The organism is Mesorhizobium sp. CNPSo 4670 (assembly GCF_057784235.1).
The window spans coordinates 72821-92256 of the sequence record NZ_JBWJFQ010000019.1 but is presented as its reverse complement, the minus strand read 5'-3'; the positions used below and the strand labels follow the sequence as shown (position 1 = coordinate 92256).

The 19436-nt window shown below is 60.9% G+C and carries 19 protein-coding genes and 1 tRNA gene; 11 read left to right on the top strand and 9 right to left on the bottom strand.

Annotated elements, in window-relative coordinates; all coding sequences use genetic code 11:
* Positions 1–520: 520 nt before the first annotated feature.
* A complete protein-coding gene (locus tag AC0ZT5_RS26875) occupies positions 521–1168 on the top strand; it encodes a hypothetical protein (protein WP_488498896.1) in 648 nt (215 codons plus the stop codon).
* Positions 1169–1896: 728 nt separating this feature from the next.
* Here the strand turns inward: AC0ZT5_RS26875 and AC0ZT5_RS26870 are convergent.
* From AC0ZT5_RS26870 to AC0ZT5_RS26850, 5 genes are all read right to left on the bottom strand, one after another.
* A complete protein-coding gene (locus AC0ZT5_RS26870) occupies positions 1897–2223 on the bottom strand; it encodes a hypothetical protein (protein ID WP_488498895.1) in 327 nt (108 codons plus the stop codon).
* Positions 2224–2238: 15 nt separating this feature from the next.
* On the bottom strand, positions 2239–2748 hold the full coding sequence (locus AC0ZT5_RS26865) for a hypothetical protein (protein WP_488498894.1): 510 nt from the start codon (positions 2746–2748) through the stop codon (positions 2239–2241).
* A gap of 84 nt (positions 2749–2832) precedes the next feature.
* Positions 2833–2917, bottom strand: a tRNA-Leu gene (locus tag AC0ZT5_RS26860).
* A gap of 377 nt (positions 2918–3294) precedes the next feature.
* Positions 3295–3576 carry a hypothetical protein gene (locus tag AC0ZT5_RS26855; RefSeq protein ID WP_488498893.1) on the bottom strand — a complete coding sequence of 94 codons (282 nt, stop codon included), beginning with the start codon at positions 3574–3576 and terminating at the stop codon, positions 3295–3297.
* 2103 nt (positions 3577–5679) lie between these two features.
* A complete protein-coding gene (locus AC0ZT5_RS26850) occupies positions 5680–6258 on the bottom strand; it encodes an NUDIX domain-containing protein (RefSeq protein WP_488498892.1) in 579 nt (192 codons plus the stop codon).
* A 155-nt stretch (positions 6259–6413) separates the two neighbouring features.
* Between AC0ZT5_RS26850 and AC0ZT5_RS26845 the strand changes: the two genes are divergently transcribed.
* The 4 genes from AC0ZT5_RS26845 (at position 6414) to AC0ZT5_RS26830 (ending at position 8665) form a co-directional block, all read left to right on the top strand.
* A complete protein-coding gene (locus AC0ZT5_RS26845) occupies positions 6414–7517 on the top strand; it encodes an NADH:flavin oxidoreductase/NADH oxidase (protein WP_488498891.1) in 1104 nt (367 codons plus the stop codon).
* Between the two features lie 130 nt (positions 7518–7647).
* Entirely contained in the window at positions 7648–7965 is a 318-nt protein-coding gene (locus AC0ZT5_RS26840) for an SH3 domain-containing protein (protein WP_488498890.1), read from the top strand.
* A gap of 152 nt (positions 7966–8117) precedes the next feature.
* Positions 8118–8396 carry a DUF982 domain-containing protein gene (locus AC0ZT5_RS26835; RefSeq protein ID WP_477228526.1) on the top strand — a complete coding sequence of 93 codons (279 nt, stop codon included), beginning with the start codon at positions 8118–8120 and terminating at the stop codon, positions 8394–8396.
* A gap of 29 nt (positions 8397–8425) precedes the next feature.
* Positions 8426–8665, top strand: coding sequence for a DUF2188 domain-containing protein (locus tag AC0ZT5_RS26830; RefSeq protein WP_095090749.1), 240 nt, complete (start codon positions 8426–8428; stop codon positions 8663–8665).
* 159 nt (positions 8666–8824) lie between these two features.
* Here AC0ZT5_RS26830 and AC0ZT5_RS26825 read toward each other — a convergent pair whose 3' ends face one another.
* From AC0ZT5_RS26825 to AC0ZT5_RS26815, 3 genes are read right to left on the bottom strand one after another with little or no spacing between them, the layout of a single operon-like run.
* Entirely contained in the window at positions 8825–9109 is a 285-nt protein-coding gene (locus AC0ZT5_RS26825) for a hypothetical protein (RefSeq protein WP_488498889.1), read from the bottom strand.
* Positions 9110–9162: 53 nt separating this feature from the next.
* Complete coding sequence (locus AC0ZT5_RS26820; RefSeq protein WP_488498888.1) at positions 9163–9336, bottom strand: hypothetical protein; 174 nt, start codon at positions 9334–9336, stop codon at positions 9163–9165.
* Positions 9333–10172: an alpha/beta fold hydrolase gene (locus AC0ZT5_RS26815; protein ID WP_488498887.1), complete on the bottom strand. Its 840-nt coding sequence runs from the start codon at positions 10170–10172 to the stop codon at positions 9333–9335. Before AC0ZT5_RS26815 ends, AC0ZT5_RS26820 begins: the two co-directional genes overlap by 4 nt.
* 184 nt (positions 10173–10356) lie before the next feature.
* On the opposite strand from AC0ZT5_RS26815, the gene AC0ZT5_RS26810 reads away from it, so the two are divergent.
* From AC0ZT5_RS26810 to AC0ZT5_RS26785, 6 genes are all read left to right on the top strand, one after another.
* Positions 10357–11100 carry a competence/damage-inducible protein A gene (locus tag AC0ZT5_RS26810; RefSeq protein WP_457153475.1) on the top strand — a complete coding sequence of 248 codons (744 nt, stop codon included), beginning with the start codon at positions 10357–10359 and terminating at the stop codon, positions 11098–11100.
* An 82-nt stretch (positions 11101–11182) separates the two neighbouring features.
* Positions 11183–12016, top strand: coding sequence for a universal stress protein (locus AC0ZT5_RS26805; RefSeq protein ID WP_477287727.1), 834 nt, complete (start codon positions 11183–11185; stop codon positions 12014–12016).
* 214 nt (positions 12017–12230) lie between these two features.
* Positions 12231–12731, top strand: a complete 501-nt coding sequence (gene gpt, locus AC0ZT5_RS26800; RefSeq protein WP_006200882.1) for a xanthine phosphoribosyltransferase — start codon at positions 12231–12233, stop codon at positions 12729–12731.
* Between the two features lie 210 nt (positions 12732–12941).
* Complete coding sequence (locus AC0ZT5_RS26795; protein ID WP_488498886.1) at positions 12942–13430, top strand: NUDIX hydrolase; 489 nt, start codon at positions 12942–12944, stop codon at positions 13428–13430.
* Between the two features lie 127 nt (positions 13431–13557).
* Complete coding sequence (locus AC0ZT5_RS26790; RefSeq protein ID WP_488498885.1) at positions 13558–13869, top strand: PilZ domain-containing protein; 312 nt, start codon at positions 13558–13560, stop codon at positions 13867–13869.
* Between the two features lie 599 nt (positions 13870–14468).
* Positions 14469–18251, top strand: coding sequence for a vitamin B12-dependent ribonucleotide reductase (locus AC0ZT5_RS26785; protein WP_488498884.1), 3783 nt, complete (start codon positions 14469–14471; stop codon positions 18249–18251).
* 192 nt (positions 18252–18443) lie between these two features.
* Here AC0ZT5_RS26785 and AC0ZT5_RS26780 read toward each other — a convergent pair whose 3' ends face one another.
* The gene (locus AC0ZT5_RS26780) at positions 18444–19328 is read right to left on the bottom strand and encodes a LysR family transcriptional regulator (RefSeq protein WP_488498883.1); all 885 of its coding nucleotides are present in this window, start codon (positions 19326–19328) and stop codon (positions 18444–18446) included.
* Between the last annotated feature and the right edge of the window lie 108 nt (positions 19329–19436).

Sequence of the window (19436 nt, the reverse complement as noted above, 5' to 3'; positions counted from 1 at the left end):
GGTCTGGCTTCCGTATTCAGACTTGACCAGGAACACGACTTGACGGCCCGCATCCTGACATCTGAAAAAGGCTGGCCTGCGGAAGTGGTGGAATTGGTAGAGGCAAGGGATCTTAGATGCGAGCCAGGCCGCCCAGACGCGTCCTTCGCAGTCTTGGCCAGCCTTGTTTTCCCGGCTTTGCAGGCGCGACCTGAGCCCGACATATCTATCGATCCCTACCCTTGCCTGCTCTTCCGGTGCCAATTGCGGTGCCAAATCAAAAGCCCGCCACCTTGAGGCGGGCCGTTGGCGGCGCGGTGTACCTCATCCGGCTGTACCTCATAGAGCCATCTTGCATTTCGCGTTCTTCCCTGCACTCCATCAGCAGCGGCCCGCTTCAGGGAAACGCTCAAAGCTGGTTGACCGGAGGAGAGGTTGACCAGGATTTGTTCAAGTACCACGAGGGACGTACCTCGTGTTTCCGCCTTGAAGAGGCCCGCCGTCGTTAGCCAGGCGGGCCAAGACGAGAAGGAGAACGAACTTGGACACCTTATTGGCGCTTGCCGCTCTGGCCGTATCTCTGGTTGCACTTGGCATGTCCGTCTACTTCTGGAGGCGACAATTTCGCCCGATCGTAACGGCCGCGGTCAAAACTCACAGCGGCGGAAACGATGGGATTGCCTACAATCTCGTGGTGCTGAACTCTGGATCAATTCCCGCGAAAAATATCCGCCTGATCGTTCACGACCAGGCCGGCCTCAAAGCGGCGCTCGGAGTCGGTGCCAATGAGGATGCCAAAAAGCGGTGGCTGGCGTGTTTCACCCAGTCGACGGAAATTCCACTCCTCCAAAACGGCGATAAGACGACCTGCTCGTTTGGGATGACGCACAGCGATCCGCGGCAAAGCTTTTGGAAACCGCAGGCCCAGTTTTGGATCCGCATTGAGTATGAAGGTTGGTTCGGCGCCAAGTACGATTCGGACCCACTTAACGTTTTGCAGATCGCCGATTCGGACAGCTTCACCGGAGGGATGTGGGCACCGGTGAGAAACCCGCCACCAGGGACAGCGGGAATGTCTCAAACTGGGTCGAAATTCAGATTCCGTCCACCCTCCATCATTCCTCGGGCATCTCCCCAGCGCCCTGTTCGCCATCCTCGATCCACGCGGTATTATCGACCTTCATCGTGAGCCGCTGATCGGTCTACGGTCCGGCCGAGTGATGGCTCGGTCTGCATCCTTGTCGTGCGGTTCGTCCAGCTCGTCGCCGCGGTGCTCGCTTCCGGCTTCGCACTCGTCTTTGCTTGGGAACGTGGCGCATGCCCAGCCAAGGTGCGGTTCCACGACCTTACACCCCATGCTTCCGCGTTGATCGCCAGCAGGCTCAGATGTGGTTGCAATCAGCCGTCGCCTAGGGCATGCGTCACCTGTGGTCACGCTGTCAGTCCACGCCATCTGTTCACACGGTCGGACGAAGGTGTTGCAGCGGCGATTGAAACCGCGATGAGGATGGGCGCAGAACAGTAATCCGGCCTTTCAGTGCCAATCCGGTGCCAAGCGGGCTTGAATGGCTGGACCTATGTTCGCTTAAGTGCTTGTAATCGCGGCCTGCGGACGTGGCGGAATTGGTAGACGCAAGGGACTTAAAACATCTCTTGCGTCCATAGCAATGTTTTCAATGGTTTATCTCGGCACCCCCACCCCGCCTCTGTACACTCCTGAGTTGCGAGGGGGTTCAACCTTTGATTTTGCCGTGCCAACTTATTGAAATCGCGCCGCTATGTTTCCTCCATTGAGGCGATCTTCCCACTCCCGGTACTGATGCCCACGAAAAGAGAAAATGTGGGAAATCTTGTGGGAATGCGCTTAGCGTTGGCAGAGGGGGTCGGGAGCGGACCTGGCACCTGTGGGACGTCGGTCTAGCCGTCGAGAACCGATGACACCCAGACTTTTTCGAACCGTTCGTTGAGTTTTCCAAAGTCCTGCTTGGTAACATGCAATCCGTCTAACCAAACTGTTTTCAAAGACGGGATTTCGTATAGCGTTGCCAGAGTTCCCGCAGCGGTAAAGGTTGTTTGGCCTTCGTGACCGCCGATGGACAAATATTCAAGGTTCGGGAGCTGTGACAGAATTTTGAGATCGTGCTCAACGATATCCGTTGACCATATGTCGAGCCAACGCAGCTGCGACATCGTGCAGATCGCCTGCAGGCCAACTGCCGTGATGTCTGTGGCGCCAAGCTCCAAAGCTGTGATTGCCTTCTACTGCGAGACCATCCGCGCAAAATCGTCGGAGAACTTTGACTCCTCAAAGTCCAGTTCGGTCAGCGATGGATTGCCGAGGAGCGCTGCAAGCGATTCTTCCGTAATGCGCGCCCCATGCGCGGTGAGTTTTCTGACAATTGGAAGCTGTGCAATCTGGAGCAGATCACTGCTGCTTACGCCCCACTGACAGCTAAACTCCTCAAGAGCTTCGGCGGTTCTAAAGCCGTCGAGGCGGCCGGCCCGAGAAATACCCAGCAGATGAAGTGCCCTAATGTTAGGAAGTTGCACGATGGAATTGACTGCCGCGCGCGTTATGTCGCACCATATCTGGACGCTGTATACAGACCGGATGACCTTCAGTTTACGGGCATCAGCCTTCGCGAACAGCTTGTTCCATCGAATGTAGACCTCATCGTAGTGAGGATTGGCGGCAAACTGGGCCGTGTGATTGTCTGTCAGGTACTCGTCACTTCCCGTCTCAAGCGTGTCTAAGCTGAACTTCATCAAGATACATCCCCGTCAAGGTGCTGCCGTTGGTCGCCTAGCATGCTTGAATTGCCTCCGTGCGGTGATGCGATCCTATGGGAAGCATGGTGCGGGCGGCGGGACTTGAACCCGCATGGCCGAAGCCTCCGGATTTTAAGTCCGGTGTGTATACCAATTTCACCACGCCCGCAGTGCCCGCACATGTACCCGTGGTGTGGGATTTTGCAAAGAGCGAGGGAGCATGCTCGCACACTTGATTGCGTGGGAATATCGTGGGGATTTCCCACAAATGTGGGAGAAAACCAGACTTCACCATCAGCTCGACGTCCTGGTTTTTCAGGATATTGAGCGAGAAACACCGCAGAAAAAGAGACTTAAAATCCCTCGATCTCTGATCGTACGGGTTCGATTCCCGTCGTCCGCACCACTCTTGGCTGCCGCGCCTCCAGGCAAAAAGGCTCGCTCGGACGAACCAGGGACCGCAGCCGAACGGCTGCCAGCGCGCAGTGTCACGCCAGCGGCTTGGCGAAAAGGCTGTTCGGGGACTCTGCGGTGAGGCCAGCGCCCTTACTTGATATAAACCAGCACGTAGCGGTTCTTGTAGGGCTGGTAATACTTCGTCCCGCATTTCCAGACCACGGCGCCACCGCTGTAGGTGGTCTTCACACATCCTTTGGGCAGGGTCGTGATGTAGATGGTCGTCCTCTGGATCACCACCGTCTTTGCTTCCGCCGCCGGGTTGACGAGGCGAAAGCCCAAAATGCCGTCAAAGCCGTCGCCGGCCACCGAAGAGATCGCGAGCAAGCCACAGATGGCGACCGCGCGATAGAACGAACTGCGACTGATCATAAGCTTTCCCCTTCCCTTTACTTGCCGCTCTGGCAGCCTACCAGCAACGCGCAAAGCCTCAAAGGACTTAAAATCCCTCGATCTCTGATCGTACGGGTTCGATTCCCGTCGTCCGCACCATGTTGAAATCAGCGCTCAATCAAGAAGCCCGCCACGGTCAGGCAGCGGACCCTTCGTCACGCCCCTGCGATCAGGAATTCTTATCGCCATTTGGATTTGGTGCCGGTGCCTCTCGCACGTCTCGCGGTGGAGGATCGACATGTTCAGGCTCCGGCGATGCTTCCTTGTCGGGACGACGGGGTGACTTCTTCGTGTCAGGCTTCGGTGGCGGATCGTTGACTTTGCTTGGCATGTCCACTTCCTCCCATCCCCCTGAAACCGGATCACCGCTCTCTTGTTCCGTGAGCGGGTTTAAAAGGCTCGCCATGTGAGGCACGGCTGTACCTCATCCGGGTGTACCTCATAGAGCCATCTTGCATTCGGGGTTCGTCCCTCACACTCCGTCGGCAGCAGCGCGCTTCAACCTTTCGGTGGTAGCCCTTCATGCGGATGCGCTCTGGTTCTTGCATTAGCGCGAGCGCATGCTTCGGGTCAGCCAGCACAGCGCCTCCTCGAGCCCGGACTGGTTAGGCCCAGCGGCCACCGCTGCTAGTCCCCTAGCAAGTCGCTGGGCCGCCCCGGGAAGAATGCACTCCCGTCAGCACTTCACCTTCGGCGCGATCTCCTCGATCCTCACCTTGTCGCCGATCTCCCTTGCCGCCGCCAGCGCTTTGGCCTGTCTTTGGTGGTCCAGCACGGTCCGGCAATGCGGCTTATCGAGAACGCTCGGTTGCGGCCGGTTTGTGCTTCCACCTTTTGCTACTTCCTTCGTTCATATGGGTGTGTTCCTCTTATATTAGCAGTAGCATATATATCGTCGCCAGCCGGCGCCGCCCCAACCCGCCCCGCCGGTCAGGCCCAGCCGCCTAGCTGCCGGTCACAACTAGCAACCAGGCCGCTGGGCCGCCCCGCCCGGGTCGTGTCCCACCGCATAGTCGGCATGATCCAAACGGCAAAAATCCAGGCTCCGCGCCACTCGTTGAAATCGTCAAACACGTCCCGCACCAGTTTCCCAATGCATCGACTCGCGATCCGGGCCGACCTGTCGATCAGCGCCTGGACATCCAGCTTTGTGGAATTGCGGCACAGCGGCCATTAGCAGGGGAAAACATCCGAACAGGCTTCTGTTGCAGGGTAGCTAATATTAGGTTGGCTTCAGCCGGCTTGCCCCAACAAGAAGCCCCAAGCCGGCTAGGCTCGGCGGCCTCTCGTCACCCCGATCGGCTGTCGAGCCGCCTGAAGGCTGATAGCAGAATGAAAAGCCTCGCCGCTCCATTTGCGAAGCGGCGAGGCCCCCACCCACCCCAATGCCGGCCCCAACACCCGGCATTGCTGACAGTGCAAATCTGGTGCCAAGCGCAAATGACCCATTACGGGACATCTGCGTGCATCAGTTTGGGCGGCCGTCGGCCAGGATTGGTCCGGCCGGAATCGCGCGCGGGCGCAGGCGTGGCACGGTTCTTGCTCCGACAGCTTCAGACATGCCGGGCGCAAGACGCTGTTCCACATCGACACCGGCGTGTGAGGTTGGGACAATGATGTCGCGCAAGCTTCTGTTCGGCCTTCCCGCAGTGTTCCTGGTCACGGCCCTGGGGGTAGCCCTCTTGTCGTCAGAGACCTCATGGGAATTTCTGACGGCGATCCAATCCGATTCGGTCTTTTGTTCAAGCGGTCCCTCACGCGAGACCGTATCGGCGTCGGCTTCAACGTCACGGACTTTGCCGTCATGTGGATAGCACAGCCAAAATTCGGAAACGAACGGCCTCCCGCAGTGTCTTACCGAGATTGGGTCATGGGACGTTTGGCCTTGATCACTCGGTTGGCATCAGCCTTCCGCGAATTCGTTGCACCGCGTTACCGGCCGGAACTTCACTATATGCGCGGCCCCGGGCCGGCCTCCGCGCGCCGGGCGCGCGAACGCTGAATATCCCACGGCCAACCGCCCCTATTCGGCCATCTATTCGAGAGCCAGCCTTTCGACAGGATGCAAGCGCCGGAAATCGATCAAGCAGGGATCGAATTCAGCTTCAGATGTTGGATCAGGATAATCGTCTTGGCGTCGATGATACGGCCATCGGCAATGCCGGCCAGTGCTTCGTCGAGCGGCATCTCCAGCACTTCGATGTCTTCGCCCTCTTCCGGCGCGCCGCCGCCGGCCGAGATGCGGTCGGCAGGCGAATAGCGGGCGATGAAGAACCAGAGCCGTTCGGTGACGCTGCCCGGGCTCATATAGGGTGAAAACAGCCGTTCCACGTTCTGCAGTCGGTAGCCCAGCTCTTCCTCGGCCTCCTTGCGGATGCAGGTTTCCGGATCATTTTCGTCCAACAGGCCGGCACAGGCCTCGATCAGCGGCTCGCGGTGGCCGGTGACGTAGGCGGGATAGCGGAACTGGCGCACCAGAAGCACGGTCGAGCGCGAGGGATCGTAAGGCAGGATCACCGCGCCGTCGCCGCGATCATAGGTCTGGCGGACCTGCGTTTCCCACTGTCCGTCACGCCGGCGGTAGTCGAGGACGGTCTTCTTCAGGACAGCCCAGTCGTCCGAGAGGATTTCCTCCGAACGGATGCGAATGCGATCTTCCATCGTGGTCTCCATGCTACCAGGTCGAGGCGTAGCCGCGAACCGGCATTTGCGCAATGCAGGCAATCGGTCCAAAGAGGCAGTGTCACCTTCTCGTGTCTGGCGCGCCTTCGATCCACTACCTAGATAGCGGTTTACCCCTCCCGGAGCCCTTTCGCATGACCGCATCGCTTTTTCAGCCAATCACCCTCGACGGCCTCACCTTCCCCAATCGCATCGCCGTCGCACCGATGTGCCAGTATTCCGCCGAAGACGGCTCAGCCAGCGACTGGCACCTCTACCACTGGATGAACCTTGCCATGTCCGGCGCCGGCATGGTCATGGTCGAGATGACCGATGTCGAACGGCGCGGGCGTATCACGCATGGATGCCTCGGCCTTTATTCCGAAGACAATGAGGCGGCCGCCCGCCGCACGCTGGATGCAGCCAGACGCGTCGCCGCTGCCGGCACGAAGTTCGGCTCGCAGCTTGCCCATGCCGGCCGCAAGGCCTCCAACCGCAAGCCGTGGGAGGGCGGCGGGCCGCTGCAGCCAAACGAGGATCCCTGGCAGACGGTGTCGGCCTCGGCCATCGCCTACGACACCGGCTGGAACGTGCCGCGCGCGCTGGAGGATGAAGAAATCCTGCAGCTCATCGAAAGCTTCGCCGAGGCGGCAAGGCGGGCCGAACGCGCCGGCTTCGATTTCCTCGAACTGCACGCAGCACACGGCTATCTGATCTTCCAGTTCCTGTCGCCACTGTCCAACCAGCGCACGGACCGCTGGGGCGGCTCGCTGGAAAACCGCATGCGTCTTGCCGTCGAGATCGCCAAGGCAGTGCGGAAGGCAACGCCAAATCTGATGCTCGGCGCGCGGCTGTCGGTAAAGGACTGGGTCGATGGCGGCTTCGACATCGAGGATGCGATCGAAGTCGCGAAAGCCCTCAAGGAGGTCGGCGTCGCCTATCTCTGCTGCTCGAGCGGCGGCAATTCGCCGTTGCAGAAATTGCCCACCGGACCGGGCTACCAGGTGCATCTGGCGGAAGCCGTACGAAAGGGTGCCGGCATTGCGACACGCGCGGTTGGCCTGATCGACGACCCGAAGCAGGCCGAAGCGATCGTCGCCGAGGGCCGCGCCGACATCGTGGCGCTGGCGCGCGCCTTCCTGGCTGATCCGCGCTGGGGATGGCGGGCGGCGGCCACGTTCAGCGAGACAATCCACCCGGCGCCGCAGCTTGCCCGTTCGGTGACGACGATGCAGCACTGGATGAAGGCGGCGGGCTGATCGATCCCTTCTCCTGATCCCGGCGCGGCCCGCAGTTCTGGACAGTTTGCCACAGCTTGGCTTCAATTCTGTCCGCGAACTGTTACCTTGGGTGAGGCTGCGGCGGGCGCGGCCGGCTTGGGAGGAAATCATGTCGTTCAGGGCATTCTTGCCTGTTGCAGCACTGACAGCTGTGGCCGGACTTTGGATCGGCGCGTCGACACCGGCCAGCGCGCAATATTGCGAGGGCACGGTGCACGGCCTGTCCGGCCGCTACAATCTGGCGATCGGCAGCGGCTTTCTTGCCGTGCGGACACGGCCGAACTCGTCGTCGCGGATGATCGGCCAGCTGTTCAATGGCGATCACACCGAGATCTTCGACCGCCGCGGCAACTGGTATCAGGTCGAGATCGGCGGCAGGACCGGATGGGCAAATGCACGCTGGTTGCGCAACGATTGCGGCTACTGAGACGCCCGTGCATGTCATCCAAAATTGGATCCGGTTTGGAATGACGACATGTGTCAAACAAGGACCTAGAGCGTGTCGCAAACGCGACGCGACTTTTGGGCGCAGGCTCAAGGACATGGTTGCAACCAAATTGGCTGCTTTGCGTTGCGGCCATGATGGACAACAAACCTTTTGAAGTGCCGGTCGTCGTCGAACTTGGCCACGTCGGTAAATATCGTCATATCCGCAGCGCCCAGGAAGCGGCGGAGTGCCTGATGACCGTTTGGCCGCTCAATCGCGGCCCGCGCCATCGTGATGCCCTCGACACTTGCCTCAAAGTGCTGGAAGGTTATCGTTCGACAGCAGATGCGCGCCGGGCACTGATTGAAGCCGCCAAGGAATCGGAAGTGCTGGTGCCCGACGACAGACTGCCCGATGGCCGGCTGCATTGAGCAGACGGACCTTTCAACTGGAGGTTTTGATGGCGAAGCTGACTTACAAGATCGTCGAGCATGACGGCGGCTGGGCCTATAAGGTCGGTGCGACCTTCTCGGAGACGTTTCCCACGCATCAGGACGCGTTGCGCGCCGCCGAAATCGCTTCGGCCGAGCAACAGGTCGCCGGGGCTACGGACGGCATCCAGTACGAGGATGCCGAAGGCAAATGGCACGACGAACTGGCCGACGGCCGGGACCGCCCGCAGACAGAAGTCTCCGAGTAAATTCTTGTATCCTGGTCTCAGTAATCGGACAGGCAGGGCGCCGACTGCAGACGTCCGGAGAGAAGACGTCCCGCAGCCGGCGGCTGCCCTGCGGCTTTGTCTTTTTGAGCGTGATCTTTTCCGAAAACCGATGACTCGCTTTTCGGGATCGTGCTCCGACTATTTGCCGCAGTACTGATCGTTCACGTTCCCTTGGGCATTCGCATCGGGACCGGCGGTGTCGTAGGCACAAGGGCCGATCGGTCCGGTATTGCCCAGGGTGTTCAATCCTGAGCGGTCGCCGTAGATGCTTCCGGTGGTGGTGGTATCGACGCTTGTATGGTTTGCATTGCCGAACGGCCACCAGTCGTGATTGTTGGAATAGGTGCTGTCCGACGACTGCGCCATAGCCGATGTGGCAAGACCGATCGTCAGGACGGATGCTGTCAGAAGTTTCGTGACCATTGAACTGCTCCGTGTCTTTGCCGCCTTGGGTGCGACACGGGTAAAACCGGCAATCAGCCTGATGGTTCAGTGAAATTGTCGTGAGCCGGCGGTGATGCCCGACCGGCGAAGGCTCGATTGGCGACGCGCTCGATGAAGGCGACGATCCGCTCCGGCGCGACGAATTGCGGCATGTGCCCCATGCCCTCGACCAATTCGAAATCGAGCCCCTCGATCCTGGACCTCATCGGCGCGCCCTGGGTGTGGAAGGTGGTGACGCGATCGGCATCGCCGAACAGAATGCCGGCATGGCGATTTCGCCGTAGCGCTTCTCGATGCGGCCGAGGTCGCGCTCGATCGCCACGACATCGGAGGACATGGCATAGAAATGGGCCGGCCTGAGCCCGAGCCAGCCGCCGCCTCCGACCATGTAATCGCAGGGCAGAACTTGCGGCGCGAAGATGAACTCCATTGTCGGCCGCGCATATCGGAGACTTGTCGGTATCGCCACCGTGTAGCTCATGATCCAGCGCCACAGGCGTGACGGAATATAGAGTGAGCCGAACTTTTCGCGCCCGCCAGCCTCCATATGGGTCAATGGCGCCAGGAGAGCGATGCCGGAAATCGCCTCGGGATGTTCCACCGCCAGGGTCAGCGCGATGGCACCACCCAGGGAATGACCGACCACCAGCGGCTTTTCCAGCCCGAGAGCTTCAATGAAGCGTCGCACGATCTCGGCCTGTTCGGGCAGCCGCCCCGTCGCCCCGCTCGCCCGCACCGAATAGCCCGCGCCCGGTCGATCGAGCGCGATCAACCGGTAGCCCGCACCTAGCCGCCCGAACAGCGTGCGCCGGAAATGGTGGAGCTGGGCGCCAAGCCCGTGCAGGAAGACGATCGGCAGCCCCTCGCCCTGGTCGACATAGTGGATGCGGTTGCCATCTACCTCGATGAATTTTCCGACCGGCGGCACCAGCCTTTCGGCCTTGGCCGCGATCCACAGCGTCGCCAGCACCAGACTGGTGATCCCCAGGACCGCCAGCAACAAAAGTCCGGCCAGCAGCCATGACAGAAACGACAGGAGCATTGTTCACCCGCACCAGAACCGGCTTGAGCTTAGCCGCATCCGGTGCCGCTGCAACCTTGCATCGAAACCGGGCCTGGTTCGATGGATATCTCGCATATCGGCACAGATTGTTCGCCGCCCAGCCGGCATTGCGGCTGCTGCCGCGCCGCGCTATCTGAGGCGACTCGTCTTGCCGGAGCCTTCCATGCCCGAAATCGTAACCGCCGCCATGCTCGTCATCGGTGACGAGATCCTGTCCGGCCGCACCAAGGACAAGAACATCGGCCATCTCGCCGATATCATGACGGCGATCGGCATCGACCTGAAGGAAGTGCGCATCGTTCCGGACGAGGAAGACGAGATCGTCGCGGCGGTGAATGCGGTGCGCGCGCGCTACACCTATGTGTTCACCACCGGCGGCATTGGCCCGACGCATGACGACATCACGGCCGATTCCATTTCCAAGGCCTTCGGCGTGCCTTGCGAATACGATGCCAAGGCCTATGCAATGCTCGAGGCAAGCTATGCCGCGCGCGGCATCGAATACACCGAGGCCCGCAAACGCATGGCGCGGATGCCGCGCGGCGCCGATCTCATCGACAACCCGGTGTCCGTTGCGCCCGGATTCCGCATCGGCAACGTCCATGTCATGGCGGGTGTCCCGTCGATCTTCCAGGCGATGCTCGACAATGTCGTGCCGACGCTGAAGGCCGGCACCCGGATGCTGTCGGCAAGCGTGCACTGTCCCTTCGGCGAAGGCCTTATCGGCGGACCGCTGGGCGACATCCAGAAAGCGCATCCGGACACGATCATCGGTTCCTATCCGAAATATGGCGATGGCAAATTCTGGACCGAACTGGTCGTACGCGCCCGCAGCCAGGAAGCGCTTGATGCAGCGCGTGCCGATGTCGAGGCAATGGTGGCCGGGTTCGCCAGCAATCCCGGCTGATCTGGTCCAGACCGGAACCAAGCGCGACGCTGCAACGTTTCCTTCATGCGAGTTCGATCGCTTGTAAACTGAGGGGATTACCATGCGATTCAAGACCATCGTCGCCATTCTGCAAAACGAGCAGGACGCCGAGCGCGTGCTGGACTGCGCCGTTCCGCTCGCCAACCGGTTCCAGAGCCATCTGACCGGTATCCATGCCGAAACGCTTCCGGTGCCCTACACCTCGGCCACCGGCTTTCCGGACACCGAGTTCCTTCAGGTTTCGGCCGACATGAACCGGGAGCGGGCCGAGAAACTGCAGGCCATTTTTCTCAGGCATATCGAGAACTCCGGACTTTCCTTCGAGTGGCGAAGCCTGGAGAGTTTTTCGGGCGACAGCGCGCTGACCGGCATTTCCAGCGTGCGCGCCGCCGATCTGATCATCGCCGCGCAGCGCGAGACGGGCGGCGACCCGAGCGCGGATGTCGATACGCTGGTCTATGACGCCGGGCGGCCGGTGCTGGTGGTGCCGCACGCCGGCCCGCTGGTCACCACCTTCAAGCATGTGCTGCTCGCCTGGAACGGCAGCAAGGAAGCCGCCCGCGCCGCCTTCGACGCGCTGCCGTTCATCATCGAAGCCGAGAAAACCGACATATTGGTCATCGACCCACCCGACTCGCTCGACGAGAGCCCGGAAGCCGCCGGCGCCGAAATCGCGTCCGCGCTGTCGCGCCATGGCGCCACCGTCAGCGTTTCGGTGCAGAGATCGGGGGGCAATTCGATCGACGACATCATCCAGACCAGAATCGCGGAAACCGGCGCCGATCTGCTGGTGCTCGGCGCCTACAGCCACTCGTGGCTACGCCAGCTTCTGTTCGGCGGCGTGACGCGTACTGTGCTGCGCACGACGCCGGTGGCGGCCTTCCTGTCGCGTTAGTGCATGTCGCCCAAAAGTGACCCTGGTTTGGGAGAACGACATGCAGAAAACAAAAACTTAAAGCGCGTCGCTTGAATCCGTTCAACGCGACGCGCTTTAAGTCCACAGCGATCGCTGGCCCCTGCCCTTGCCAAGGCCAAGGCTTTCCAGTTAATTCCGCGCGCATTCCCCTGTTTTCTTGCGCGCGATCCCCGCGTGCTGCGGAGTGCGCGACATGTCCCTTCCTGAAAAAGCCTTTCCGGTCTCCTGGGACCAGTTCCATCGTGACGCCCGGGCGCTCGCCTGGCGGCTTGCGGGTGCCAACAAGGGGCAATGGAAAGCGATCGTTTGCATCACGCGTGGCGGGCTCGTTCCGGCTGCGATCATCTCGCGCGAACTCGGCATCCGCGTCATCGAGACGGTCTGCGTCGCCTCCTATCACGACTACACCAGCCAGGGGCAGCTGCAGGTTCTCAAGGAGATCACCCCCGCCCTGCTGGCCGATGACGGCGCCGGCGTGCTGATCATCGACGACCTGACCGACACCGGCAAGACGGCGGGCATCGTGCGCGCGATGATGCCGAAGGCGCATTTCGCCACCGTCTACGCCAAGCCGAAAGGCAGGCCGCTGGTCGATACGTTCGTCACCGAAGTCAGCCAGGACACCTGGATCTATTTCCCGTGGGACATGGGCTTCACCTATCAGAAGCCGATCGCCGACGATCACGCCGGCTGATTCGCGACAGCTCGTTTTTATTAAATTTGTAGCCACTACCGGGTACCATTTGCTTTCGGAATGGGCCCACAGGGTACGATTTCCTGTGAAATCGACCTTTGTTGGCGGAAATTGGCCAGTGCATCCAAAGTTTTTACTTTTATTGCTGACAATTGGCCGTAAGATTCGTGAGGCGGCAAACGATTCTGGAGGCTGGGGCTAGCTTCTCCGATGTTGACAAGGGCAACGACACACAACCATCTGGCCGAAAGGGTCCGGCGACTCTTCGGCACGGCGCCGTGCCGTTTGCAGGTTGCCGCCCTGCCCTGGCGGGATGGCGACAATGGCGTCGAGATCATGCTGATCACCAGCCGTGATACCGGCCGCTGGGTGTTGCCCAAGGGCTGGCCGGAAGCCAGGGAGCCGCTCTGCGAGGCTGCCGCGCGCGAGGCCGGCGAGGAAGCCGGACTGCGCGGAACGGTGTCGCACCTTGAGGCCGGTCGTTATTTCTACGCCAAGGTGTTGGCTTCCGGCGAAGAAGTGCCGTGCGAAGTCCTGGTGTTTCCATTGCACGTCGACAAGATCGCCGATCGTTGGAAGGAAAAAAATTCGCGCACCCGCAAATGGGTCAGTTCCAAGGAAGCGGTGCGCATGGTCAACGAACCCGACCTTTGCCAGATCATCGCCTATTTCTGCGCCGATCCGCATCGATTTCCTTGATCGGCCGCGATCTCCGGCTCCAGGAGTCTATTCCACACCAAGTCCGCCCGCACGGTTTTCGATGCAGGACCGTGAATGGTTTGCTAATCATTCACGGATAGGAATCGCTCGGTCTGGCGTGTTATCGATGGTGAACCCTGTAGACCCACTTCCGGAAGATTCCGGCGAGCCCAAGCGCGAGCATCGTCCGCGCGTGCTCAAGGGTGGAACGATCATCACCGGGATTCAGAATTCGGAGGTCGGCTGCACGTTGCGCAATCAGCACGACAGCGGTGCCGAACTGAAGATACCGCTCGAGGCTCGGGTTCCCGATCGCTTCCTTCTCTACGTGCCGCTCGACGGCATCGCCTATCGGTGCGAGGTTCGCTGGCGCCGCAAGGACCGCGTCGGGGTGCAGTTCACCGGCACCGAGCCAAAGCCGAAACTGCATTACGGTTGATCCCTCGGGACGCAGCGGTTGGGCGAAGCGATCGCCGCGCTGCAATTCTATCCCCGTTATCCACATATGTGACACACAAGATGTTGGGGTCACAAAAGCTACGCAAACGAATCCTTGACGGCGCAAAACGAGTCGCCTTTTATAGGCCATGCGCTCCTGTTGAGAGTGCGACCGGAAAGTTCTGAGCCCGGTCTTTTTCCCGGATTATGTGCGTTTTTGCCCGCATTTCCGCCCGTTTACGAGGCCGGCGGAAGCGTTGGGGTTGTGGGGCGGTTGGGGACAATAGGGAGAATTGTCGGACTGGAATAAATTGTCTGTTAACACTATATTTAGTGTTTGCAGGCAAGTTCGACGCTAGATAGTGTGAATTTCCCTCAAGTGAGGGAATCGGAAAAAAATCAGTTTTGAGGGACCCGCGGGGTTCGTCAGCGCGTTGGACAGGCACTTCGCAAGGAGTTTGACCAGCAGGGCCGGCGGAGACTGCGAAATGGAGAGCCGGCCGTTTTCGAACGCCGGCAGGCGGCGGACATGCGTGTTTCGCATTGGGGGCAGAAATCCCCTGACGAAAGCGCTATATATAGACAAAAGGGATCGGACCAATGCGCATCGAGCGTCGTTTCACCAAGCAAGGGCAATCGGCTTACGCGGAGATCGAATTCCGCAAGGCGCTTTCGGAGATCAAGAATCCGGATGGCTCGGTGGTGTTCCGTCTCGACAATATCGATGTGCCGGCGCAGTTCTCCCAGGTCGCCGCCGACATCCTGGCGCAGAAGTATTTCCGCAAGGCCGGTGTCCCCGCGCGACTGAAGAAGATCGAAGAGAACGACGTCCCCTCCTTCCTGTGGCGCTCCGTCGCCGATGAGGCCGAGCTAGCCAAGCTGCCGGAGGCCGAGCGCTACGGTTCCGAGATCGACGCCCGCCAGGTCTTCGACCGGCTGGCCGGCACCTGGACCTACTGGGGCTGGAAGGGCGGCTACTTCAAGGCGTCGGAGGAAGACGCGCGCGCCTTCCGCGACGAGCTTGCCTACATGCTGGCCACCCAGCGCGTGGCGCCGAATTCGCCGCAATGGTTCAATACCGGCCTGCACTGGGCCTATGGCATCGACGGCCCGAGCCAGGGCCACTTCTATGTCGACCCGTTCACCGGCAAGCTGACCAAGTCGAAATCCTCCTATGAACATCCGCAGCCGCATGCCTGCTTCATCCAGGGCGTGCAGGACGACCTCGTAAACGAGGGCGGCATCATGGACCTTTGGGTGCGTGAAGCGCGCCTGTTCAAGTACGGCTCGGGCACCGGCTCCAACTTCTCGCTGCTGCGCGGCGAAGGCGAAAAACTGTCCGGCGGCGGCCGTTCGTCCGGCCTTATGAGCTTCCTCAAGATCGGCGACCGCGCGGCGGGCGCCATCAAGTCGGGCGGCACGACGCGCCGCGCCGCCAAAATGGTCATTGTCGACGCCGACCACCCCGATATCGAGGAATTCATCGACTGGAAGGTCAATGAAGAGCAGAAGGTCGCCTCGCTGGTCACCGGCTCCAAGATCGTCAAGAAGCATCTCGAAGCGATCATGAAGGCCTGCGTCAACTGCGAAGGCCAGGACGACGACTGCTTCGACCCGTCGATCAACACCGCGCTGAAGCGCGAGATCAAGGCGGCCAAGAAGTCGGCTGTGCCGGAGAACTACATCTACCGCGTCATCCAGTTCGCCAAGCAGGGCTACACGTCGATGTCGTTCAAGACCTACGACACCGACTGGGATTCGGACGCCTACCTCACCGTTTCGGGCCAGAACTCCAACAATTCGGTGTCGCTGAAGGACAATTTCCTGCGCGCCGTCGAAGATGATGCCGACTGGCACCTCACCGCCCGCAAGGACGGCAAGGTCTTGAAGACGCTGAAGGCGCGGGACCTGTGGGAAAAGATCGGCTACGCCGCCTGGGCGTCGGCTGATCCGGGTCTGCATTTCAACACGACGATGAACGACTGGCACACCTGCGCTTCGGCCGGTGCGATCCGGGCGTCCAACCCGTGCTCGGAATACATGTTCCTCGACGACACGGCCTGCAACCTGGCCTCGATCAACCTTCTGCCCTACCGCAATGCCGACGGCACGATCGACATCGCGGCCTACGAGCACACGGTGCGGCTGTGGACCATCGTTCTCGAAATCTCGGTCATGATGGCGCAGTTCCCGTCGAAGGAGATTGCCAAGCAGTCCTATGAATACCGCACACTCGGCCTCGGCTACGCCAACATCGGCGGCCTGCTGATGACGTCGGGCATCCCCTACGACTCCGACGAGGGCCGCGCCATCTGCGCCGCACTCACCGCGATCATGACCGGCACGGCCTATGCCACCTCGGCCGAGATGGCCGCCGAACTCGGCGCCTTTGCCGATTACGACCGCAACGCGCAGAACATGCTGCGCGTGATGCGCAACCATCGCCGTGCTGCCTATGGCGAGAAGCAGGGCTATGAGAAGCTGGCCGTCAACCCGGTGCCGCTGGTCGCCTCCGACCTCAAGCAGCAGGACCTTGCGGTGCACGCCAAGGCCGCCTGGGACCGCGCCATCGAACTCGGCGAAGAGCACGGCTACCGCAATGCGCAGGCGACCGTCATCGCGCCGACCGGCACGATCGGCCTGGTCATGGATTGCGACACCACCGGCATCGAGCCCGACTTCGCCCTGGTGAAGTTCAAGAAGCTGGCCGGCGGCGGCTATTTCAAGATCATCAACCGCGCCGTTCCGGAAGCGCTGCGCACCCTCGGCTATTCCGAAGCCCAGATTGGCGAGATGGAGGCCTATGCGGTCGGCCACGGCAATCTCAACCAGGCGCCGGCAATCAATCCGCGTGCGCTCAAGGCGAAGGGGTTTACCGACGAGAAGATCGCGGCGCTCAATGCGGCGCTAAAGTCGGCCTTCGACATCAAGTTCGTCTTCAACCAGTGGACGCTCGGCGCCGACTGGGTGAAGGAGACGTTTGGTTTCACCGACGAGCAGCTCAACGACTTCTCGTTCGAGATGCTGCCGGCGCTGGGCTTCTCCAGGAAGGACATCGAGGCCGCCAACATCCATGTCTGCGGTGCGATGACGCTGGAAGGCGCGCCCTTCCTCAAGGCCGAACACCTGGCGGTGTTCGACTGCGCCAGCCCGTGCGGCAAAATCGGCAAGCGGTCGCTGTCGATCAACAGCCACATCCAGATGATGGCGGCGGCACAGCCCTTCATCTCCGGCGCCATCTCCAAGACCATCAACATGCCCAACGATGCGACGGTTGAAGACGCCAAGGGCGCCTACATGCTGTCGTGGAAGCTGGCGCTGAAGGCCAACGCGCTCTACCGCGACGGCTCGAAGCTGTCGCAGCCGCTCAACTCCTCGCTGCTCGCCGATGGCGAGGACGACGAGGACGAGGCGATCGAGCAGCTGATCGCCGCACCGGCGGCGGCGCGCGCCGCACAGATCACCGAGCGGATCGTCGAGCGCATCATCGAGCGCGTCTCGCGCGAGCAGGAAAAGCTGCCCGGCCGCCGCAAGGGCTACACCCAAAAGGCCAAGATCGGTGGCAACACCATCTTCCTGCGCACCGGCGAATATGACGATGGCCGTCTCGGCGAGATCTTCATCGACATGAACAAGGAAGGCGCGACGCTGCGTGGCCTTCTCAACAACTTCGCCATCGCCATCTCGCTCGGCCTGCAGTACGGCGTGCCGCTCGACGAATATGTGCACGCCTTCACCTTCACCAAGTTCGAACCGGCCGGCATGGTGCAAGGCAATGATGCGATCAAGAGCGCGACGTCGATCCTCGACTACGTGTTCCGGGAACTCGCGATCTCCTATCTCGGCCGCAACGACCTCGCCCATGTCGACCAGTCGGACTTTTCCAACACCGCACTTGGCCGTGGCATCAGCGAAGGCAAGACCGACGCGGTCTCCAAGGGCCTGACCCGCGGCGCCTCGCCGGTGAAGCTGGTGTCGCGGGTGAGCGGCAACGATCCGAAGGGTTTTGCGGCTCCCTCGGGCGCCCCTGCCCGCTCCGCGCCGACCGCCTTCTCCGGCTCCAACGTGCTGACGCTGAAACCGGCCAGCGACGAAGCGGTCGCCTACAAGCGCGACTATGAGGAACGGGCGAAGGAATTGGCCGAGGACATCGCTTTCGAGGAAGCGGCGGGTGTTGCTTCGGACGCCACGGCCGCACTGTTCACCGACGCAGCGGCGAATGAAGCGGCCGAGGCAAAGAAACTCGCCAACGACCGCCGCGCCAAATCGCTGCTCCAGGGCTACACCGGCAATTCCTGCTCCGAGTGCCAGAATTTTACCATGGTGCGCAACGGGACTTGCGAGAAGTGCGACACCTGTGGCGCTACGAGCGGGTGCAGCTGAGAAATTCTGAAACGCTGAAACGCAAGATCATCGGCCCGGTCGCAAGATCGGGCCGAAATGTTTTGAGGGTCGCGATCAAGCGGGACGAATATGATCGGCGGGTCGCAGAAGGGTGAGATCGGGTTGACGTGCTGAAGGGCCCGCCCGTTTGGATTTCAGCCGCCGCGGCGGCTGGTTGATGCCACCGTCATTTCATCCGAAGCGCTGCACCATAAAATCGACAAAGCTGCGGAGCTTTGGGCCAGGCCGCTCGTCGGGCGCAAATAGAATGTGGATGGGCCGCGACGGCGGGTCGTAGTCGCACAGCAGTTGGACCAGCCGTCCGGCTTCGAGATCCGCAGCCACCAGCGCGAATGGCTGCAGGATAATCCCAAAGCCCGCAAGTGCCGCAGCGCGGAGGGCTTGACCGCTGTTTGTGGTCAATCGGGCAGCAATCGCTGTCGTTTTCGTGGCACCATTTGCATCTTTGAATTCCCAAGAACCGCGCGGCGCCCAATGAACGAATCCAAGGCATTCGTGATCACCAAGATCCATGGGTGACGATGGCGTGCCGCGTTCAGTCAGATAGCTCGGCGCGGCGCAAGCGACCAAGCGATAAGGCGCCAGAGGACGCGCGATCAAAGTCGAGTCCGACAAGACCCCGACCCTGATGACCGCATCGTAGCCCTCGTCGACAAGGTCCACGATGCGATCGTTCAAGCTGAGATCGACCGACACCTCGGGATGGGCCCGCAGATACTCAGGCAGGATTGGCGCGAGACAATGAGCGCCGAAAGTCACGGGTGCATTCACACGCAGCCGGCCGCGCGGCATCGCACGGCTTTCTGCCGCGCATGCCTCTGCCGCTTCGACCTCCATCAACACTGTCTTGCAACGCTCGTAGAAGCACTGCCCGGTTTCGGTGAGACTCTGACGGCGCGTCGTACGGTTAATGAGACGGACGCCCAGATGGTCCTCGAGCATTTTGACATGTTTTCCGACCATAGGGGCAGATAGGTCGAGTGCGTCAGCTGCCGCGGCGAACGAGCCGGCTTCGACGGCCCTTACGAAAACAGCCATGCTGGATAAGCGATCCATTACAAACCATTGGTTACGAGTGACTGGCGCATTCTGCTATTTATCTCCTAAACGTTATCGGATCAATATTCAGGCGGATCCGCGCCGGGCAAAAACGTTCCAACCGAT

Bases quoted from the DNA above. Each gene is read 5' to 3' on its own strand.
- AC0ZT5_RS26785 (WP_488498884.1), top strand. From the start codon at position 14,469: ATGCGCATCGAGCGTCGTTTCACCAAGCAAGGGCAATCGGCTTACGCG.
- AC0ZT5_RS26790 (WP_488498885.1), top strand. From the start codon at position 13,558: ATGGTGAACCCTGTAGACCCACTTCCGGAAGATTCCGGCGAGCCCAAG.
- AC0ZT5_RS26795 (WP_488498886.1), top strand. From the start codon at position 12,942: ATGTTGACAAGGGCAACGACACACAACCATCTGGCCGAAAGGGTCCGG.
- AC0ZT5_RS26820 (WP_488498888.1), bottom strand. From the start codon at position 9,336: ATGAGGTCCAGGATCGAGGGGCTCGATTTCGAATTGGTCGAGGGCATG.
- AC0ZT5_RS26805 (WP_477287727.1), top strand. From the start codon at position 11,183: ATGCGATTCAAGACCATCGTCGCCATTCTGCAAAACGAGCAGGACGCC.
- AC0ZT5_RS26850 (WP_488498892.1), bottom strand. From the start codon at position 6,258: ATGGAAGATCGCATTCGCATCCGTTCGGAGGAAATCCTCTCGGACGAC.
- AC0ZT5_RS26845 (WP_488498891.1), top strand. From the start codon at position 6,414: ATGACCGCATCGCTTTTTCAGCCAATCACCCTCGACGGCCTCACCTTC.
- AC0ZT5_RS26825 (WP_488498889.1), bottom strand. From the start codon at position 9,109: ATGGTCACGAAACTTCTGACAGCATCCGTCCTGACGATCGGTCTTGCC.
- AC0ZT5_RS26855 (WP_488498893.1), bottom strand. From the start codon at position 3,576: ATGATCAGTCGCAGTTCGTTCTATCGCGCGGTCGCCATCTGTGGCTTG.
- AC0ZT5_RS26780 (WP_488498883.1), bottom strand. From the start codon at position 19,328: ATGGATCGCTTATCCAGCATGGCTGTTTTCGTAAGGGCCGTCGAAGCC.
- AC0ZT5_RS26830 (WP_095090749.1), top strand. From the start codon at position 8,426: ATGGCGAAGCTGACTTACAAGATCGTCGAGCATGACGGCGGCTGGGCC.
- AC0ZT5_RS26835 (WP_477228526.1), top strand. From the start codon at position 8,118: ATGATGGACAACAAACCTTTTGAAGTGCCGGTCGTCGTCGAACTTGGC.
- AC0ZT5_RS26815 (WP_488498887.1), bottom strand. From the start codon at position 10,172: ATGCTCCTGTCGTTTCTGTCATGGCTGCTGGCCGGACTTTTGTTGCTG.
- gpt (WP_006200882.1), top strand. From the start codon at position 12,231: ATGTCCCTTCCTGAAAAAGCCTTTCCGGTCTCCTGGGACCAGTTCCAT.
- AC0ZT5_RS26840 (WP_488498890.1), top strand. From the start codon at position 7,648: ATGTCGTTCAGGGCATTCTTGCCTGTTGCAGCACTGACAGCTGTGGCC.
- AC0ZT5_RS26810 (WP_457153475.1), top strand. From the start codon at position 10,357: ATGCCCGAAATCGTAACCGCCGCCATGCTCGTCATCGGTGACGAGATC.